Origin of the sequence: Corynebacterium sp. 74A, from assembly GCF_008930665.1 — a bacterium.
Taxonomy (GTDB): domain Bacteria; phylum Actinomycetota; class Actinomycetes; order Mycobacteriales; family Mycobacteriaceae; genus Corynebacterium; species Corynebacterium megadyptis.
Map to the genome: position 1 here is coordinate 357,565 of NZ_PQMG01000002.1, position 15,557 is coordinate 373,121.

The 15,557-nt window shown below is 64.3% G+C and carries 9 protein-coding genes; all 9 read right to left on the reverse strand.

Translation table 11 applies throughout. The annotated features are described in order from the left end of the window. Positions 1–16 precede the first annotated feature (16 nt). The 9 genes from pks13 to GBB11_RS04660 all read right to left on the reverse strand — a co-directional run bounded on the left by pks13 (position 17) and on the right by GBB11_RS04660 (position 15,450). Entirely contained in the window at positions 17–4,837 is a 4,821-nt protein-coding gene (gene pks13 / locus GBB11_RS04620; RefSeq protein WP_151549409.1) for a polyketide synthase Pks13, read from the reverse strand. A 145-nt stretch (positions 4,838–4,982) separates the two neighbouring features. Beyond that, positions 4,983–6,812, reverse strand: a complete 1,830-nt coding sequence (locus GBB11_RS04625; protein ID WP_151549408.1) for a FadD32-like long-chain-fatty-acid--AMP ligase — start codon at positions 6,810–6,812, stop codon at positions 4,983–4,985. A gap of 167 nt (positions 6,813–6,979) precedes the next feature. Next, positions 6,980–7,882, reverse strand: a complete 903-nt coding sequence (locus GBB11_RS04630) for a cutinase family protein (RefSeq protein ID WP_151549407.1) — start codon at positions 7,880–7,882, stop codon at positions 6,980–6,982. A 5-nt stretch (positions 7,883–7,887) separates the two neighbouring features. Continuing rightward, positions 7,888–8,334 (reverse strand): DUF732 domain-containing protein, encoded by a 447-nt coding sequence (locus GBB11_RS04635; protein ID WP_192796307.1) that lies wholly within the window; start codon positions 8,332–8,334, stop codon positions 7,888–7,890. A gap of 24 nt (positions 8,335–8,358) precedes the next feature. Beyond that, entirely contained in the window at positions 8,359–10,284 is a 1,926-nt protein-coding gene (locus GBB11_RS04640) for an alpha/beta hydrolase-fold protein (protein WP_192796306.1), read from the reverse strand. Between the two features lie 332 nt (positions 10,285–10,616). Further along, positions 10,617–11,645 (reverse strand): alpha/beta hydrolase family protein, encoded by a 1,029-nt coding sequence (locus tag GBB11_RS04645; protein WP_151549405.1) that lies wholly within the window; start codon positions 11,643–11,645, stop codon positions 10,617–10,619. Positions 11,646–11,958: 313 nt separating this feature from the next. After that, positions 11,959–12,969 carry a decaprenyl-phosphate phosphoribosyltransferase gene (locus GBB11_RS04650; RefSeq protein WP_151549404.1) on the reverse strand — a complete coding sequence of 337 codons (1,011 nt, stop codon included), beginning with the start codon at positions 12,967–12,969 and terminating at the stop codon, positions 11,959–11,961. Beyond that, on the reverse strand, positions 12,966–13,484 hold the full coding sequence (locus GBB11_RS04655; protein WP_151529037.1) for a phosphatase PAP2 family protein: 519 nt from the start codon (positions 13,482–13,484) through the stop codon (positions 12,966–12,968). The genes GBB11_RS04650 and GBB11_RS04655 overlap by 4 nt, the downstream gene beginning before the upstream one ends. Next, on the reverse strand, positions 13,477–15,450 hold the full coding sequence (locus GBB11_RS04660; RefSeq protein WP_151549403.1) for a glycosyltransferase: 1,974 nt from the start codon (positions 15,448–15,450) through the stop codon (positions 13,477–13,479). Before GBB11_RS04660 ends, GBB11_RS04655 begins: the two co-directional genes overlap by 8 nt. Between the last annotated feature and the right edge of the window lie 107 nt (positions 15,451–15,557).

The following is a 15,557-nucleotide window of genomic DNA, read 5'->3' on the forward strand; positions in this document are numbered from 1 at the left end:
ATCGTTTATCCTCTTGCTACTCGAGTTCAACTATGCGGCGGCTCAGATACGAGCCCACCTTTGCAATCTCGGGCTCATCCACCACTGCGAGGTGATCGCCCTTGAGGTGCACAATTTCTAACTCATCCACGATACTCGACCAGCCGCCGTCTTCGTCAATCGACGCGTATCGTGGCTCTAACTCGATTGCGCCATCGTGCATCCGTTCCGCGCGGAAGAGCACCACCGGGCACTGCACCTCCGCCCAGGTGTGGAAATCCACCTGATCGAGGATGCGGTTATCCACAAAGCTGGCCCGCTGATGCTCCAGCACCCCGGCGCTCAAACCATGCTCGCTGGCATCGGTGGTGGCAAGGAATTCCGTGAGCATTCCCAGCAGCGCCTCCTCGCCGGCGGACTCCAGCAAGTCATAGGGCACGGGGAAGTCGATGCCATAGGTTTTCTTGGCAAAGGCCGCATAGCGACCCCAGCGCGCCTTGGTCTCCTCCAGGGTGTCCGGCACCTTCTCCGAGGGCTGCACCGTGTCCAATAGCGCCACCAGCTTGGGCTCATTCGCCGTGCCCTGCAGCTGGCGGGCGACCTCCATGGCCAGTGCCCCGCCGAAGCTCCAGCCGCCCAGCACAATCGGGTGGCCATCCGCCCGGGCAACGATATCGTCCACGTATGCCGCGGCGCGCTCCGCGAAACTTCCCTCGAGCCGCTCCACGCCATAGACCGGAACCTCCTCCGGCAGGCGCCGCATCAGCGGCTGGTACACCACCGAGGAACCACCGGCCGGGTGGAACATGAACAGCGCCGGGGATGTGGAGCCCTCGGGGCGTTCCCGCAGCACCCGAATAGTGCCCTCCACCTCGGTTTCGAGCCCCTCGCGCACCAGGTTGGCCAGCGTTTCGAGGCTCTCGGCCGCGCGCACCGCATCCGCAGACACGTCCACGCCGCACCGCTCAGTGAGTCGAGCCGCCATCTGTTCCGCCTGCTCCTCGCTGATCTCCGGCAGCGCGCTCGTCACACCCCGCGCCGCCCGGCCCGTGATGGCGGCCCAGGTAGCAAAGACGAGACGCTCCGAGGCATCACGCGGGGCCACGCCCACGCCGTTGCCCTCCTCGCCGGGTCGCTTATCGACGTCGCCCTCTGGCGCGGCAGCCTCCGGCTGGGAGGTCTCCGGCTCGGCCGCGGGTGCTGCCGTAGCCGCCGCAGACTCTGCTGCGGTGTCGCGGCTGTGCACCTTCTCGGTGACGATCTGCACCACATCGGCCACGGAGGCATCGCGCAGCGCCTGCACCTGCAGCGGCGGGATCTGGAAATCGTGCTCGATGCGATTCTTGATGCGCATACCCATGAGGGAATCGAGGCCGAGATCGATCAGGGGCAGCTCGGCGGGCAGATCTTCTAGGTCATAGCCCATCGACTCCGAGACGATCATGCGCAGTCGCTCCTCCACGGTTTCCCCGGAGGTGGGGTCCCAGACCTGCACATCGAATTCCGCATCCTCCACCCCAGGGGGCGGGGTGGCTGTAGCCGCGCCGGCAGCCGCAGCCGCTGGGGCGGGCCCGGCGGTGGTGGCCTCGGCGATGCTCGGGGAAGCGGCGAAGCCCTCCGCCACCAGCGTGCTCTCCCTGCCGGAGATGGCGTAAACACGCACATCCACGCCGCCAAGGGAGGCGGAGGCCGTGGTGGTGATCTCGCCGGTGGGCGCCAGCGGATTGCGATCCTCAACGAGCACGACCTGGGCACCGGGCAGAAGGGCCTGGGCGGCGGCGTCGATAAGCGCATGGGAGCTGGGGACGAGATCCGCCTGAGTGGAAAAAGCGACCGTCCCGTCGGGAAGAACCACCTTGGAGCCGGGCAGCTGCGGAGAACCGCCGGCCGGGCGGGCGGCCGTCCAATAGCGCTGCTTCTTCCAGCGCATGGTGGGAAGCTCCGCGCAGGGGCCATCGCCGAAGAGCACAGAAGCGTTCACCGGCTGGCCTTGGACATAGAGCTTGGCGAGGGTCTCGCGCAGCGAATCCTCCGCCGGAACCTTGCGCTTGAGCAGGAACAATAGCTGCGCATCCGGTTTAGCGACCGAGAAGGCAGTATTCATCATCGGCATGAGTGCGACTGGGTTCGGAGAGATCTCCACGAGGGTCTCATAGCCATGCGCAAAAGCCTGCTCGGTGGCGTCCTGGAACCACACCGAGTGGCGGGTGCAGGTGACCCAGTAGTCAGCACCGTGCACCACTTCGCCCGGGGTGTAGACGCGGCCGCGCTCCACCGAGCTGAACAGTGGAATGGATATCGGCTGCGGCTCGATGGGGGCGATCTCTGCATAGAGCTCGCCCAAGATCGGGTCCAGCGCACTGGTGTGACCCGCCCCCTTGACGTTGAGCAGGCGGGCGAATTTGCCCTCGGACTCCAGCTGCTCCACGAAGGCGGTGACGGCCTCGCGCGGCCCACCGACGGTGGTCATGCCGGGGCCGGCATAGACGGCCGGCTCGATTCCCTCGGGGAGGTCATTGGAGGCGGTCTCCACCAGGGCCATGGCGCCGAGCTCGTCCTCGGGCAAGGAGCGCTCGCCCTCGCCCATGAGGCGGGAGCGGTGGCAGGCGATCAGCATGGCATCGGCGGCGCTGAGGCCACCGGCCGCATAGGCGGCGGCGATCTCGCCCATGGACATGCCCATCACGGCTGCCGGTTTCACCCCCAGCTCAGCCATGTAGTCGGTGAGCGCGATCTGGATGGCGGTGATGCCCACCTGCGCGGTCTCGGTGTCATAGTTCAGCTCGTCGTTGAGGATGAGCTCCTCCAGCGACCACCCGGACTCGAAACGAATGATCTCATCCAGCTCGCGGATACGCGCAGCAAATAGCGAGGAGGAGGTGAAAAGATCCTTGGCCATCTTGCGATGCTGCGAACCAAAACCGGAGTAAACGAAGACCGGGCCGTTCTGGGCGGGGGCATCCGCCACAGCGATACCGTGCGCTTTCTTGCCTTCCGCGACCAGGCTCAGTCGCTTCTGCAATTCCTCGCGATCCTGCGCCACCACGGCGGCCCGGGAGCGGCCGTGATTGCGCTTGGCGGTGGCGCGAGAGATCTCCACCGGCGTGGCCTCGGGGTGGGCCTCCATCCACTCCACTAGGGCAGCGGCGGCCGCCTTGCGGCGCGAGGGCACCAGCCCGGAGACGGTTACCAGCGCGCCCTCGCCGCCGAGCTGCGGCTCCTGCACGGGGCGCGGCTGCTCATAATCCGAGGCGAGGAACTCAGAGACCACCACATGGGCATTGGTGCCGCCGAAGCCGAAACCGGACACACCGGCTAGTTTGTGGCCGGAGTACTCGGGCCACTCCCGCGGATCCTCCACGGCTTCGAGATGATCGGCGTCAAAGTTGATATAGCGGTTGGGCGAGCTAAAGCCCGCCAGCGGCGGCACCGTATCGTGCATCATGCTCAGCACTACTTTGATCATGCCCGCAGCACCCGCCGCAGACTCGGTATGGCCAAAGTTGGTCTTGGCGGAGCCCAGCAGCAGCGGTTCGGCGTTGCCGCGCTGCGCGCCCAATACCGCGCCGAGTGCCTGGGCCTCGATGGGATCACCGAGGATCGTGCCGGTGCCGTGGGCCTCCACATAATCCACTGCGGCCGGATCCACCTGGGCATCGGCATAGGCGCGACGCAGCACATCCACCTGGGCTTCCGGGTTCGGGGCGGTCAGCCCATTCGAGCGGCCATCAGAGTTCACCGCCGAGCCCTTAATCACGGCCAAGATGGAATCGCCTGCCGCGAGCGCGTCGTCGACACGCTTGAGCACCAGCACCCCCGCCCCATCGGAGCGCACGATGCCCTTGGCATCATCGGAGAAGGCCTTGATCCCCTCTTCCGAGATCACACCCAGCTCGCCGAAGGCGATAGAGACAAAGGGCGCAGCCAGCACGTTCACGCCGCCCGCGATGGCGGTGTCGGCCTCCCCGGCGCGCAAATCGCGCACCGCTTGGTGCACAGCGACCAACGAGGAGGAACACGCAGTGTCCACGCTCACCGAGGGGCCGTGGAAGTCGAAGGCATAGGAGACGCGGTTCGGAACGATGGAGCTGGCCGTGCCGGTGAGTGCATAGGGGTGCATCTCATTGGGGTCGGCGGAGACCAGCATGCCGTAGTCATTATTGGACGAGCCCATGTACACGCCGGTGCGGGTGCCGCGCAGCGTGTTCGCGGGAATGCCGGCATGCTCCAGCGCCTCCCACGTGAGTTCGAGGGTCAGGCGCTGCTGCGGGTCCATGTTGGCGGCCTCCACGGGAGACAGACCAAAGAACTCGGCGTCGAAACTCTGAATGTCATCGAGGTAGCCGCCCGTGGTGGGCACCTTGCTCAAGCGGGCCTGGGTGACCTCATCGGCGGCGTATTCGGACCAGCGGCCCAGCGGCAGATCGCCGGTCATGACCTCGCCGTCGACTACCCGCTCCCACATTTCCGCCGCGGAGGACGCGCCCGGCATACGAGCGGCCACACCGACGATGGCGATATCATGCGTGCCCGGGGTGAGCATGCCACCCTGCAGGCGCGACGCGGCCGAGGCGGAGCTCGGGGCCGGGGCGTGTGCCCCACCGCCGGAGACGAACTCCGCCAGCGCCCGAATAGTGGGGTGCTGGTACGCGACCGTGGCGTCGAGCTGCACCCCGGTGAGATTCTCCAGCTCGCCGGAGAGAATCACCACATCGCGGGAGGAGAGCCCGAACGATTGCATGGGCGTATCCACGTCCACGTCGTCCACGGATAGCTCAGTGTTCTCGGCTACCCAGCGTGTCAGCCACGCCGACAGCTCGTTCACGGAGGTAGGACCTTGACCCTGGTTCTCGTTCACAACTCACCTAACTACGACAGAAAACGGCCCTCACACCCATGATCCGGTGGAACACACTGAATCCCGGTGGAGGGCCACAGTAACAGCGTTCGCCGCGATACCCGCGGAGAGAAGCCGCCAGAATGCGGCCGTTACCGTTATGTTACTAAATAGTTGCTAGATACTGGCGCTGGCTCACCTTGCGCGCAATCTTTCCGCTCGAAGAACGGGCGATGCCCTCCGGCGGCAGGATGCGTACCTCGTGCGGCTGCACGCCATGGCCCTGCACCACGGCAGCGCGGATATCCTGGATAGCCTGCTCATCGCCGTCTTCCCCGGCCGAGAGATCGCGCTCCGCGAGAATCACGAGCTTCTCCACGTCATCTCCCTCGATGGCGAAGGCAGCCACGCAGTTGGGTCGCACATGCTCGCTTGCCGACGCCACCGTGTATTCAATGTCCTGCGGGTAGTGGTTACGGCCCGCAATCACGATGAGGTCCTTGAGTCGGCCGGTGATATAAAGCTCGCCCTCGAACATCACGCCCAAGTCGCCGGTGGCCATCCAGTAGCCGTCCTCTGGAGCGGTGGGCACGCGGGAATCGTCGAGTTTCGCGGCCAGCTTATTGCGGAAGGTGGCAACAGTCTCATCGGGGCGATCCAAATAGCCTTGGGCCATGTTGTCACCGTGCGCCCAGATCTCGCCGATCTGACCATCAGGCAGCTCGGTGCGGGTCTCGGGGTCCACGATGGTGCAGAGCTGAGTGGGCACGGCCTCGCCATTGGAGGCAAATGCCACGGTGGTCTCCGACTTCTCGCGGATCTCTGCGCGCCCCTCAGACAGGGCTTGACGATCGAAGTGGCTGATCACTGGGCAATTCCCGCTCTGCGGTGTGGTGACCATGAGTGATGCCTCGGCCAAACCATAGGAGGGGCGCAGCGCCGAACGGCGGAAGCCCTGCGCCTCGAAGGCGCCAAGGAAGGCCTCCACGGCGGCCTCAGTGACCGGCTCGGAGCCACAGATCAGTCCCTCAACAGCGGAGAGGTCCAGATCCTCTGCCCCTTCGGGGTAGCGGGCAGCCAGCTCCAAGGCGAAGTTGGGGGCTACCGTGTAGACGTGCTGATCGCCCTCGCGGCGGTTGAGCTGGTTGAGCCAGCGGGAGGGGCGCTGCACGAAATCGCGGGGAGACATCAGCTCCTGGGGCAGGCCCAGAATGGTCACGAAGATAGCCAAAATGATGCCCATGTCGTGGTGCAGAGGCAGCCAGGTGGACAGGCGCAGCGGGAATTTAATGTCCACGGCGCGGAAGATTTGCAGCACATTCGTGATGATGGAGCGGTTGCTCAGCACCACACCCGCCGGAGTGCGGGTGGAGCCGGAGGTGTACTGCAGAAAAGCCGGCATATCCAGCGGCAGCATCGCGCGGGCGGCCATGGCCTGCGGATCGGACATGGGGTTGACGTATTTCGCGGCCGTGGAATCTGGCAGCGCGTCCACAGTGAGCACGCGCGGGCGCTCACTGCCGGGCAGCTCGGCAAAGAAGCCACGCACGGCCGCTGCGGTGCGCTTATTGCTCAGCACGATGCGCGGCTCGCAATCAGCGAAGACGGCCTGCAGGTGCTCGGAGTGGCCCGGCTCATTGGGATCGTAGAGCGGCACGGGCACCGTGCCCGCGTAGAGCGCTCCGAGGAAACCAAAGATGTACTCGGGGCTGTTATTGGCCATGATGGCCACCCGATCGCCGCGCTCGCTCACCTGCTGCAGCCGCGCGGCCACGGCTTTGATGCGGGTGTTGATCTGAGAACGCGTGTAAGTGACCAGCTCGCCCTCGCGGCTGGCGCTATAGTCCCAATAGCTCAGGCACACGCGGTCGCCATCACCCTGGGCAGCCCCAGCTTGATAGGACATCTCGGCCAACCCCGCCAGGCTCAGCATGGGAGGCAGAACGATATTGCCTTCGCTATCAAAAAACTTGCCCAACACTGCGTTGAGATCCATTGGCATTACCCCTGTCGATGATGCACGCGCTGTGTCCGCGTGGTGCTTATGTGACTATTGTCAAGTACGGCTACCAGACTATTACTTTGTGGCGCAAAAATTCAAAAAGCGGCGACAGGGGCGGTCGTACCGTCCCTATCGCCGCTGCGCGAGCCACCGCGCTTGTACTAGCCGATAAGATCCTTGGCCCACTGCACCGTCCACTTATCAGCGGTGGTTCCGGGCACCACATATTCGTTCTGGGCATACCATGCGTGCACCCCATTGACCTCCAGCATGGCGCGTGCCCGCTCGAGAGCATTCCGCACATCGCGTGGCGCGTCGCAGACCGGATCATCGGGGGCACAGACATCCATGACTCGATCGTTGAGCTCGCCGAAGCCCCCAGCGCGGCTGCCCCGCATGGTAGCCCCCGGCACAATAGGCTGCACCACAGCGTTGAGCGGATGCAGGGCGATCTCCGCGCCCACTCCGCCGACCTGAGTACCGGGCACCACACCCACCCCCGGCTCGCGACGACCATCGGCGATGAGCGCCGCGCCCTTGATACGGTCGGCAGGGATCACGCCGCGGCCATTGCCGATATCGGAGACGATATCGCCCACGATCACGGCACCCTGGGAAAATCCGGCGAGGATGAACTCGGTGTTTGGGCACTGCTGATGAGTGGCCACTAGTTCGGCGTTGAGCCGGTCAATGCCCTCGGTACGGGAATCGTCATAGCTCATCTCAGTGAGCGCATTGATATTGCGGAACTGGGCCGTATAAGGCAGCGTCCAGACCTTCACATCCTGCTCGCTATAGGCCTCGGAGAGAGGCCGCGAGATGCCAAGCATGAAGGACCGGTCATTGGCGGTGGGATTCGCGGGGTCATCATCCGCGCTCGACTCCCATGTGCCCGGGGCAGAGATGAACTCCACACGGGGGCAACCGTCAGGATCCGCGGCCTCACCATCAGACGATGCCTGCTGCCCGGAGTTGTGTGGATTACTCGTGAGCCAATCGCCCACGCCCACCAGAATGACGCCGAGCATGACCACGACGGCAAGGATTGTGAGGAGCTTTTTCATGAGCTCTAGCAGTACGCCTTCTCGGCGGCATCCGCAATGCGGTCCGCCAGCTGCTCAGCGTTGAGCTCGCTGCGACCCTGCTGATCTAGCTGGCCCGCGACGGCGTTGAGCAGCACGGAATCGCGCCCCTCTTCGCACACCTCTTGGGCAGTGGCCACCAGTTGGTCCTCCACCCCGTTGACATCGACGCCCTTGAGTTCCTCGAAGAACTCGACCTCCTTGGGGTCTCCCGGCTCGGCGCCCGGAATCGACTCGATCTCCCGAGCACTCTGATCCGCCGGGGCCTCCTCGGTGGGCGAGCTCGGCTCACTGGACTTCTTATCCTTGTCCTGTGTGGACTGCTCGCGGTGCAGAGACTCCACCTTGGGCTCCTCGGGTGCCTCCGAGGTTGAGGAGCCACAGCCGGAGAGCACACAGAGAGCCGCCACGCATAGAACCGCACGCTTCAGCATGGGGGTCCGCCCTTCCTTCATCGCTTATTTCTTCACAACGGTGCCGTTGACAGCCTCAAGGGTGCCACCCTCGAATTGCTGGCGCTGCCCACCGGCTGGGATGTCCTCGGTGTCGCTGGTAGGCCAGCCGAGCGGGCCGGTCTCCCACTTCTGCTGGGTCCAGTAGTCGCGGATCGGGCCATTCTTGATGATCTTGGCGCCGGTCTTGGGGCTCCAGTAGATCACGCCGCCCTCGAACTCCTGCAGGGCGCCGCCGGGGATGAGGCGCTCAGCGGCGATCGGGGTGCCGATGCCGGCATCGCCCAGTCCGGAATCCTTGAGCTTCTGTGCGATCGCGCCGATCACGGTGACGGTGCGGTTATCCGGGGTGCGGGCGATAACGCCGCCCTGGAATTGCTGCATCAGGCCCTCGCCCACGGCCACCGGCGCTGCGGTCGGGTAGCCGAGGCGACCCCTCTCGTAGTCGCTCTCGCCCCATTCGCGCACAATATCGGCGGGCACGGCCACCGCCCCGGTGTCTGGGGTCCAGTAGATCGAGCCATTCTCGAAGTGGTTATAGCGGCCCACCTTGTCCGGGGTGGTGCGCTCGTGCGTCTTCGGGAAGCCCAGCCAGGAGCTGGGACCACCGATCTCGGAGTAGCGGGCGCTAATGCGGCCGTTGAGTACCCAGGCGCCGGTCTTTTCGGACCAGTAGGCGCGGCCATCACGGAAGTCCTGGGCGACGCCGCCGGCCACCGGGTATTCGTTGGTGACGCAGTCGCCCCAGCGGCCGGACTTGGTCACTTCGCCAATGGCGCCCTGGGTGATGCACTCGATGCCGCGATCCTCCTTGTCCATGCCGAGTGCCTCGGCGATGTGCGGCCAGGCGTTTTTCATCTCGAACTGCCAGTAGGGCCATGCGTGCACCCCGGAGTCACGGAAGCGGACGATCACGCCCACATCGGCCTGCTTGGCCTTGTTCACGAAGGTCTGGGAGCTCAAGCGCGAGAGCACCTCAAGCCCCTGACCGGCGTAGTTCTGCTGGTCGGCGGGGTTGCTGGCGCGTCCCGACCCGGCGGAGACATAGACCTTCATGTCCTTCATGGCCTCGATCCCCAGCTTGGGATCGTGGTCGATCCACGCCTGGCTATAGAAGGGGCCCCACATCTTGGCGGCGTTATAGCCGCCGGCATCCGTCATGGCGGCGGTAATAGCCTCCGGCATGCCGGTCGTGGTGGTGTCCAGGTATCCGGAGAAGGATCCGGCGAAGCGGAAGAGATCCGGGCGGTGCTGTGCCAGGTTGAAGGCACCGGTGCCGCCCATCGACAGGCCCACCACGGCGCGCTGATCATTGGTCCGGAAGCCCTCCTTGAGCACCGCAGCCATCTCCTGGGTGAGGAAGGTCTCCCACATGTAGTGCTTGCCCTTGTCCGGCTCGAGCCAGTCGGAGTAGAAGGAGGACTCGCCGCCTACCGGCATCACTACGTTGATGTTCTTGTCGGCATAGAACTGCTCGATATCGGTTTCGATCGTCCAGCCGGACTCGTCATCGCGGGCGCGCATGCCATCGAGCGCCCAGAGCGAGGGGAAGGTGGCGTCGGGATTGGCGTACCAGTCGCGGGCCAGCAGCACCTGCACCGGAATCGGCTCGCCCGGCATCGCCGCGGAGTTGATATAGATCTTGATGTGGCGATCGCTGAGGTATTCCACCTTCGCCACGCTCACACCCTCGGGCAGCCCGTTGATTTCGGGAAATTCGGTGCGCATCGGGGTGCGCGACGGGGTGCCCTCTGGACGCAGCGAGTCAGTGAAGCCAGAGGAGCTCAGGCTCGAGCCAGGCGTCTGCGCCTGGGCTTGCGGCAGAGGCAGCACGGTGACGGCAAGAGCGATCGACGTCGGGATGGCTGCGAGCGCAATCTTGAGGGAACGTCGCGACGAACCTGTGCGAGGAGCAGAAGTCGAGTTGAACATGTGCTTTCCTTTAAGCGGCGTGGTGGAACCTAGTGCTAGTGAGTGGATAGCTCGCGAACGACAGCGCGAGCATGCAATGCGGCACACGTGACTGCGAGGAGCCAACGGAGAGCCGAACTGCTCGGATTCATCACACTGCGGAGCCGGAAGTTCCCCTCCTCCGGCGCGCGCGGAGTGCGCATTGGAATGTAAGTTTAAGTATAACTTTAGACTTTAGGTTCAGCGACACGCCACCAGCAGCGAAAAACCGCACGCCGGGAATATAAAAACCGCCTCCCTGCCGAGCGTGACTCGTGCGGGGAGGCGGGTGCTGTCGCAGTGGCTATGCGGGCTTAGCGGGCGCGCATGCCATCCAAGATCCAGCCCTCGGACTGGTGCAGCTGGAAGTTCCACTGTGCCCAATCGTGAATACCGATGAGCGGGAAGTTCGTGGTGAAGTTCAGGCCGGCCGTGCGGGCCTTAGCCTCCCACATGCGGGTGGAGGCAAGGGCGCTGGCCTCCAACAAGCCGCCCGCAGCGATCACGTTCGGCGGCAAGTTGCGGGTGATATCCGGGATACCGGAGGCAGCAGAGATGTAGACATTCGTGCCATTGGCGCGCAGCCTATCCATATTCATGAAGGGGTCTTCCGCCACCCGGCGCGGATCCGCCATGGAGGAATACATGTTCATGATGTTGTAACCGCCCACATCAAGCAGGGCGAGGCCAAGGAGAATCTCCATGCCCGGCAGAGTCTGGGTGAGGTAGCCGGAGAAGGACGCGACCTGGCGGAAGCGATCCGGGTGATTGGCGGCCAGGTTCATGGCAGCGGTGCCGCCCATGGACAGGCCGATCACAGCGTTGTTATTGCGCGCCACACCGAAATGAGTAGCCAGGTAGTCCGGCAGCTCCTTCGAGAGGAAGGTGTCCCACTTGTAGTTCACGTAGTTTCGGGGATCAACGGTGGCATCGCCGTGCCAGTCGGTGTAGAAGGAACCAGCGCCGCCTACCGGCATCACGAGGGTGATGTTGTCATTGAGGAACAGGCTCGGCGCGGCAGTCTCAAAGGTCCACGCATTGGCGGTGTCGAGAGCGCGCATGCCATCGAGCATGTATAGGCCTGCATTGCCGCCGCGGCCAGCAGGCTGAATCTGGACCGTAACGTTGCGGCCCATAGCTGGGGAGTAGACATCACACCGTTGAATCCAGTGCATGCTCCTATCCCACTCGCACTGTCCCGTGCTGTCCGGCCGCAGCCAGTCGCGGTTGCCGGCCTGGGCGTTCGAGCTGGTCGCCACCATGACGCCGAGCGCGGTGCAGAGGGCCAGCAACACAGCGGCGATGGTGCGTCCACTGCGTCGCAGCGAGGCTGCATAATTCATGGTTCTCCTAGAAAAGTCTTAACTCTCTGTCATTCGTACACCCAGCGCATCCCGTGACGGCCAGGCGCTCTACGTCCCTGCCCCTGCTCGGGGCATAGGGGTAGCGCGTCCACAGTGTGAATCGATCACCGTGACTCATTTGTTACACAGCTAAACGCTACACCATGAAAAAGGGGAACACCCAAGAAAAAAGTGCCGCCTTAGGTGGGCGACACTCGCGCGCACGGGCGCAGATATCGGGAATATACTGCGCCTAACTGATATTTTCCCTAACTCACGCTAAGGATTAAGGCCCCGTCTCGCACCTCACCTATTAGAGGGTTCCCGGGGCTAAGTAGACAGCCAAAACAATGCACAGGATCCACAGCACGGCCAGGGTTTGCAGCGGCCGATCCCGCAGGGCCACCTCATCGGGGGCGCCGCCCTCGCCGCGGTCAATATCCGAGGCATAGCGCATGATCGCCACGGTGAAGGGCACCATAGAGATCTGGTACCACACCGCCCCATCGCCATCGGCGGCCTGCGCCATCTGGAAGCCCCAGAGGGCGTAGAAGATGATCACGGCAGTGGCCGCCATCTGCCAGACGAAACGCAGATAGGTGGGGGTATAGCCCTGGAGGGACTTGCGGATCTTTGCGCCGGTCTCCTGCGCCAGCAGATACTCGGCATAGCGCTTGCCGCCGGCCATGAAGAGCGAACCGAAGGCAGCCACCAGCAGGAACCACTGGGAGAGCGCGATGCTGGCGGCCACGCCACCCGCCATGGCGCGCAGCATGAATCCGGAGGAGACCAAGGCAATATCGATCACCGGTTGGTGCTTCCAGCCAAAGCAGTAGCCAAGCTGCAGCACGATGTACACAGACACCACCACGGCGAGGTTCGTCCCCGAGGTCGCCAGCAGCGAGACGCCGACAGCGCCCGCAATAAGCACGAGCGCCATGCCATAGGCCACGCCCACGGGCAGTACCCCGGCGGCGATGGGCCGGAAACGCTTGACGGGATGCTCGCGGTCGGCCTCCACATCGCGGGCGTCATTGACCAGATAGATCGACGAGGCCGCCATGCAGAACACGGCGAAGGCGATCACGATATCGCGGAAGGTGGTGACGGTGAACGCCTCCACACCGGCAGCCAAGGGGGCGGCCACCACGAGCACGTTTTTCACCCACTGCTTCGGGCGCAAGGCCTTGAACATGCCATCCAGCAGGTTCCGGGGCGGCTGATGCTGGGAGCCCACGTCCAAGCCGCGGGTGTGCGGTTCTGAGCCAATCAGGCCGGTGTCCTGGTCCGCGGGACCAGCATCGTGGGCCTCAGTGCTCGTCATACTATCTCCTTCAGCTTGTCCTCTAGCAGCGTGTCCACCAGCTCTGCACTGAGCCAGCCCAGAGCGGCACCAGCGGCCACATCCGTGGGATAGTGCACCCCCAGAACGAGTCGCGAGGCCATCATGAGCGGCACCCCGACCAGCGGCGCGGGCGAGCCCGTGACATGGGCGGCATAGGCCAGCGCGGCGGTGGTGGAGGTCGAATGCGACGAAGGGAAGCTTAAGCGCGAGGGCGTACCCACGCCAATTAGGATTCGCTCATCATGCGGCCGTCGCCGCCGAACGATGCGCTTAATAATGACGCTCGCGGCATGGGAACTGAACGCGGCGGCGCTCAGCCCGAGCCATTGACCGCGGCGGGGCCGATCAACGGCGGCGAGCACCAGCCCCGAGCCCATCCAGCCAGCGGCATGCTCACCGAAGAAAGACATGCCGCGGGCGAAAGGAAGCACCAAGGGGGCGTCGAAAAGCCGCTGTTGAATGGCCACCAAGATGTCGGCTTCAGCCTTACTCATCAAAAATCTTCCCCCAGGCCTCGCGCGAGGTCAAAACCTCGTGGTGCGCCCGGTAGAGGGTACGCAGTTCCTCGAAGCGCTCGGCCACTTCCTTCTGCAGACTGCGGGATTCCTCCCATAGCGCCTTCGCCTTGGCGCGATCGCGCTTGCGGTATACCACTCCCCTGCCATCGGCGGTGGTCACGGTGGCGCCGTCCACGCGGGACAGCGAGAACCAGCGGGCCTCGAGCGGCGAGAGATTGGCCTGCGGCACCTCGTGATGGGTGTCGTTTTCCTTGGACAGCGAGTGCTTAATGCCCTTGGCGAGCCACACGGCCTTCTTCAACGGTGCGAGACGACCGCCAATATCGTGGGTGGGCACGCCCGGAATGCCGGTGGCCTTGGGCAGCTCTGCGGCGCTGGGCAGCACCACGGCATCGGGATAGTCCTTGCGGATCTGCTGGATGCGCGGCAGCGAGGACTCGAGGACATCGAAGAGCCGCTCTGGGCCTGCCAAGAAGTCCTTCATGGCCTCGTTCTGGATGGCCACGGTGGAATACTCCAAGCACATGAGGTGCTTGAGAGTGGCCTTGCGCATGGACTTGATGATGCCGTCCACCGGCCCCTCATGATTCAACGCGGCCACGATCAGGCGATTGCGCAGGTGGAAATAGGCCTGCCAGTCAATGGCATCGTCCTTATCGGACCAGGCCATATGCCAGATGGCCACGCCCGGCCAGGTGGCGGTGGGATAGCCATGAGCCCCGGCGCGCAGGCCGAACTCGGCGTCGTCCCACTTAATGAACAGCGGCAGCGGCTGCCCGATCTCCTCGGCCACCACGCGCGGAATCATGCACATCCACCAGCCGTTGTAATCCACATCGATGCGGCGGTGCAGGTCGCGGGAGTGGGGTGTGCCGGGCTTATCGCCGAAGTCTCCGCGATCGCTCAGCGGGTTCTTGGCGAAATCGTGGTCATAGTGCACAAAGGGAGCGGAGGTCCACATGAAGATGGAGCGGTCGATCACCTCGCCCATGGAGTGCAGGTGGGAGCGTTCCTGCAGGTTGAGCATCTGCCCGCCGACGAGGATCGGGGAGGTGGCATAGCGGGCCACCTGCAGAGCGCGCAGCACCGAGTCGGGTTCGATGGCGATGTCATCATCCATGTAGAGGATGTAGGGCGACTGCTTCTCGCCGGCCGCGCCCGTGCCATCGGCCCCACCGAGGGCCTCGTACATGATGCGGGAATAGCCGCCGGAGCCGCCGAGATTGCCTTGGCGGAACTCGAAGAAACGATCGCCAAAGGCGGCCACGGCATCGGCATAGCCGGGCTCATCGGCGGGATGCTTATTCCCCTGATCGGGCATGATGACGGTATCAATCACCGCATCCACATCCGGATCAGAGGCCAAGGCCTCGAGGGCGGCCACGGCATCGGCGGGGCGGTTGAAGGTGGGAATACCCACGGTGACGCGCGGCTCGAAGGGGCCGACGGTGCTGCCATCGGGCATCACCTGCGGTTGCGGGGCGCAGGGGGCGTACCAGCCGGCCTTGGTGATGGTCACCTCGCTATCGCTGGTGACATCGAACCAGAGCCAGCCGCCGTCCTCGAAGGGGGCGAGGGAGCATTCGAACTCGATCACGCCGCCCTCGCTGAGACCGCCATCGACGGCGATCCGGGCGCCATCAATCTTGGATCGGTAGACGTCGATGCGTGCGTCACCGTCCATCTCGAGGCGCAGCACCACGGAGTCCAGCTGGGACCAGCGGCGCCAGTAGCTGGCGGGGAAGGCATTGAAATAGGTCTGGAAGGAGACCTCACAACCCTCGGGAATCGTCACTGCGGTGCGGCTATCCCACCGGGCGCGGGCAGGGTTTTGCTCCGACTCGATCAGATAGAGCATCCGCACATCACGCGGCTCGCCGCGCTTCGGCAGCAGCACACGCTGCAGCTGTTCCACTGCGAGGAACTTGGTTTCAGCACTCATAAAAAGTTTTTAGGCCTTCCGATTCTTCGGGCACGTTTTATCTGCATCAACGATAGTCGCCGCCCCGCCTATACGCCGCCACACACTCGTGGCGGGGAGAAAAATGT

Coding starts and splice junctions, on each gene's coding strand:
- GBB11_RS04625 (WP_151549408.1), bottom strand. CDS start 6,812: ATGGATCTCAACGCAGTGTTGGGCAAGTTTTTTGATAGCGAAGGCAAT.
- GBB11_RS04630 (WP_151549407.1), bottom strand. CDS start 7,882: ATGAAAAAGCTCCTCACAATCCTTGCCGTCGTGGTCATGCTCGGCGTC.
- GBB11_RS04635 (WP_192796307.1), bottom strand. CDS start 8,334: ATGCTGAAGCGTGCGGTTCTATGCGTGGCGGCTCTCTGTGTGCTCTCC.
- GBB11_RS04640 (WP_192796306.1), bottom strand. CDS start 10,284: ATGTTCAACTCGACTTCTGCTCCTCGCACAGGTTCGTCGCGACGTTCC.
- GBB11_RS04645 (WP_151549405.1), bottom strand. CDS start 11,645: ATGAATTATGCAGCCTCGCTGCGACGCAGTGGACGCACCATCGCCGCT.
- GBB11_RS04650 (WP_151549404.1), bottom strand. CDS start 12,969: ATGACGAGCACTGAGGCCCACGATGCTGGTCCCGCGGACCAGGACACC.
- GBB11_RS04655 (WP_151529037.1), bottom strand. CDS start 13,484: ATGAGTAAGGCTGAAGCCGACATCTTGGTGGCCATTCAACAGCGGCTT.
- GBB11_RS04660 (WP_151549403.1), bottom strand. CDS start 15,450: ATGAGTGCTGAAACCAAGTTCCTCGCAGTGGAACAGCTGCAGCGTGTG.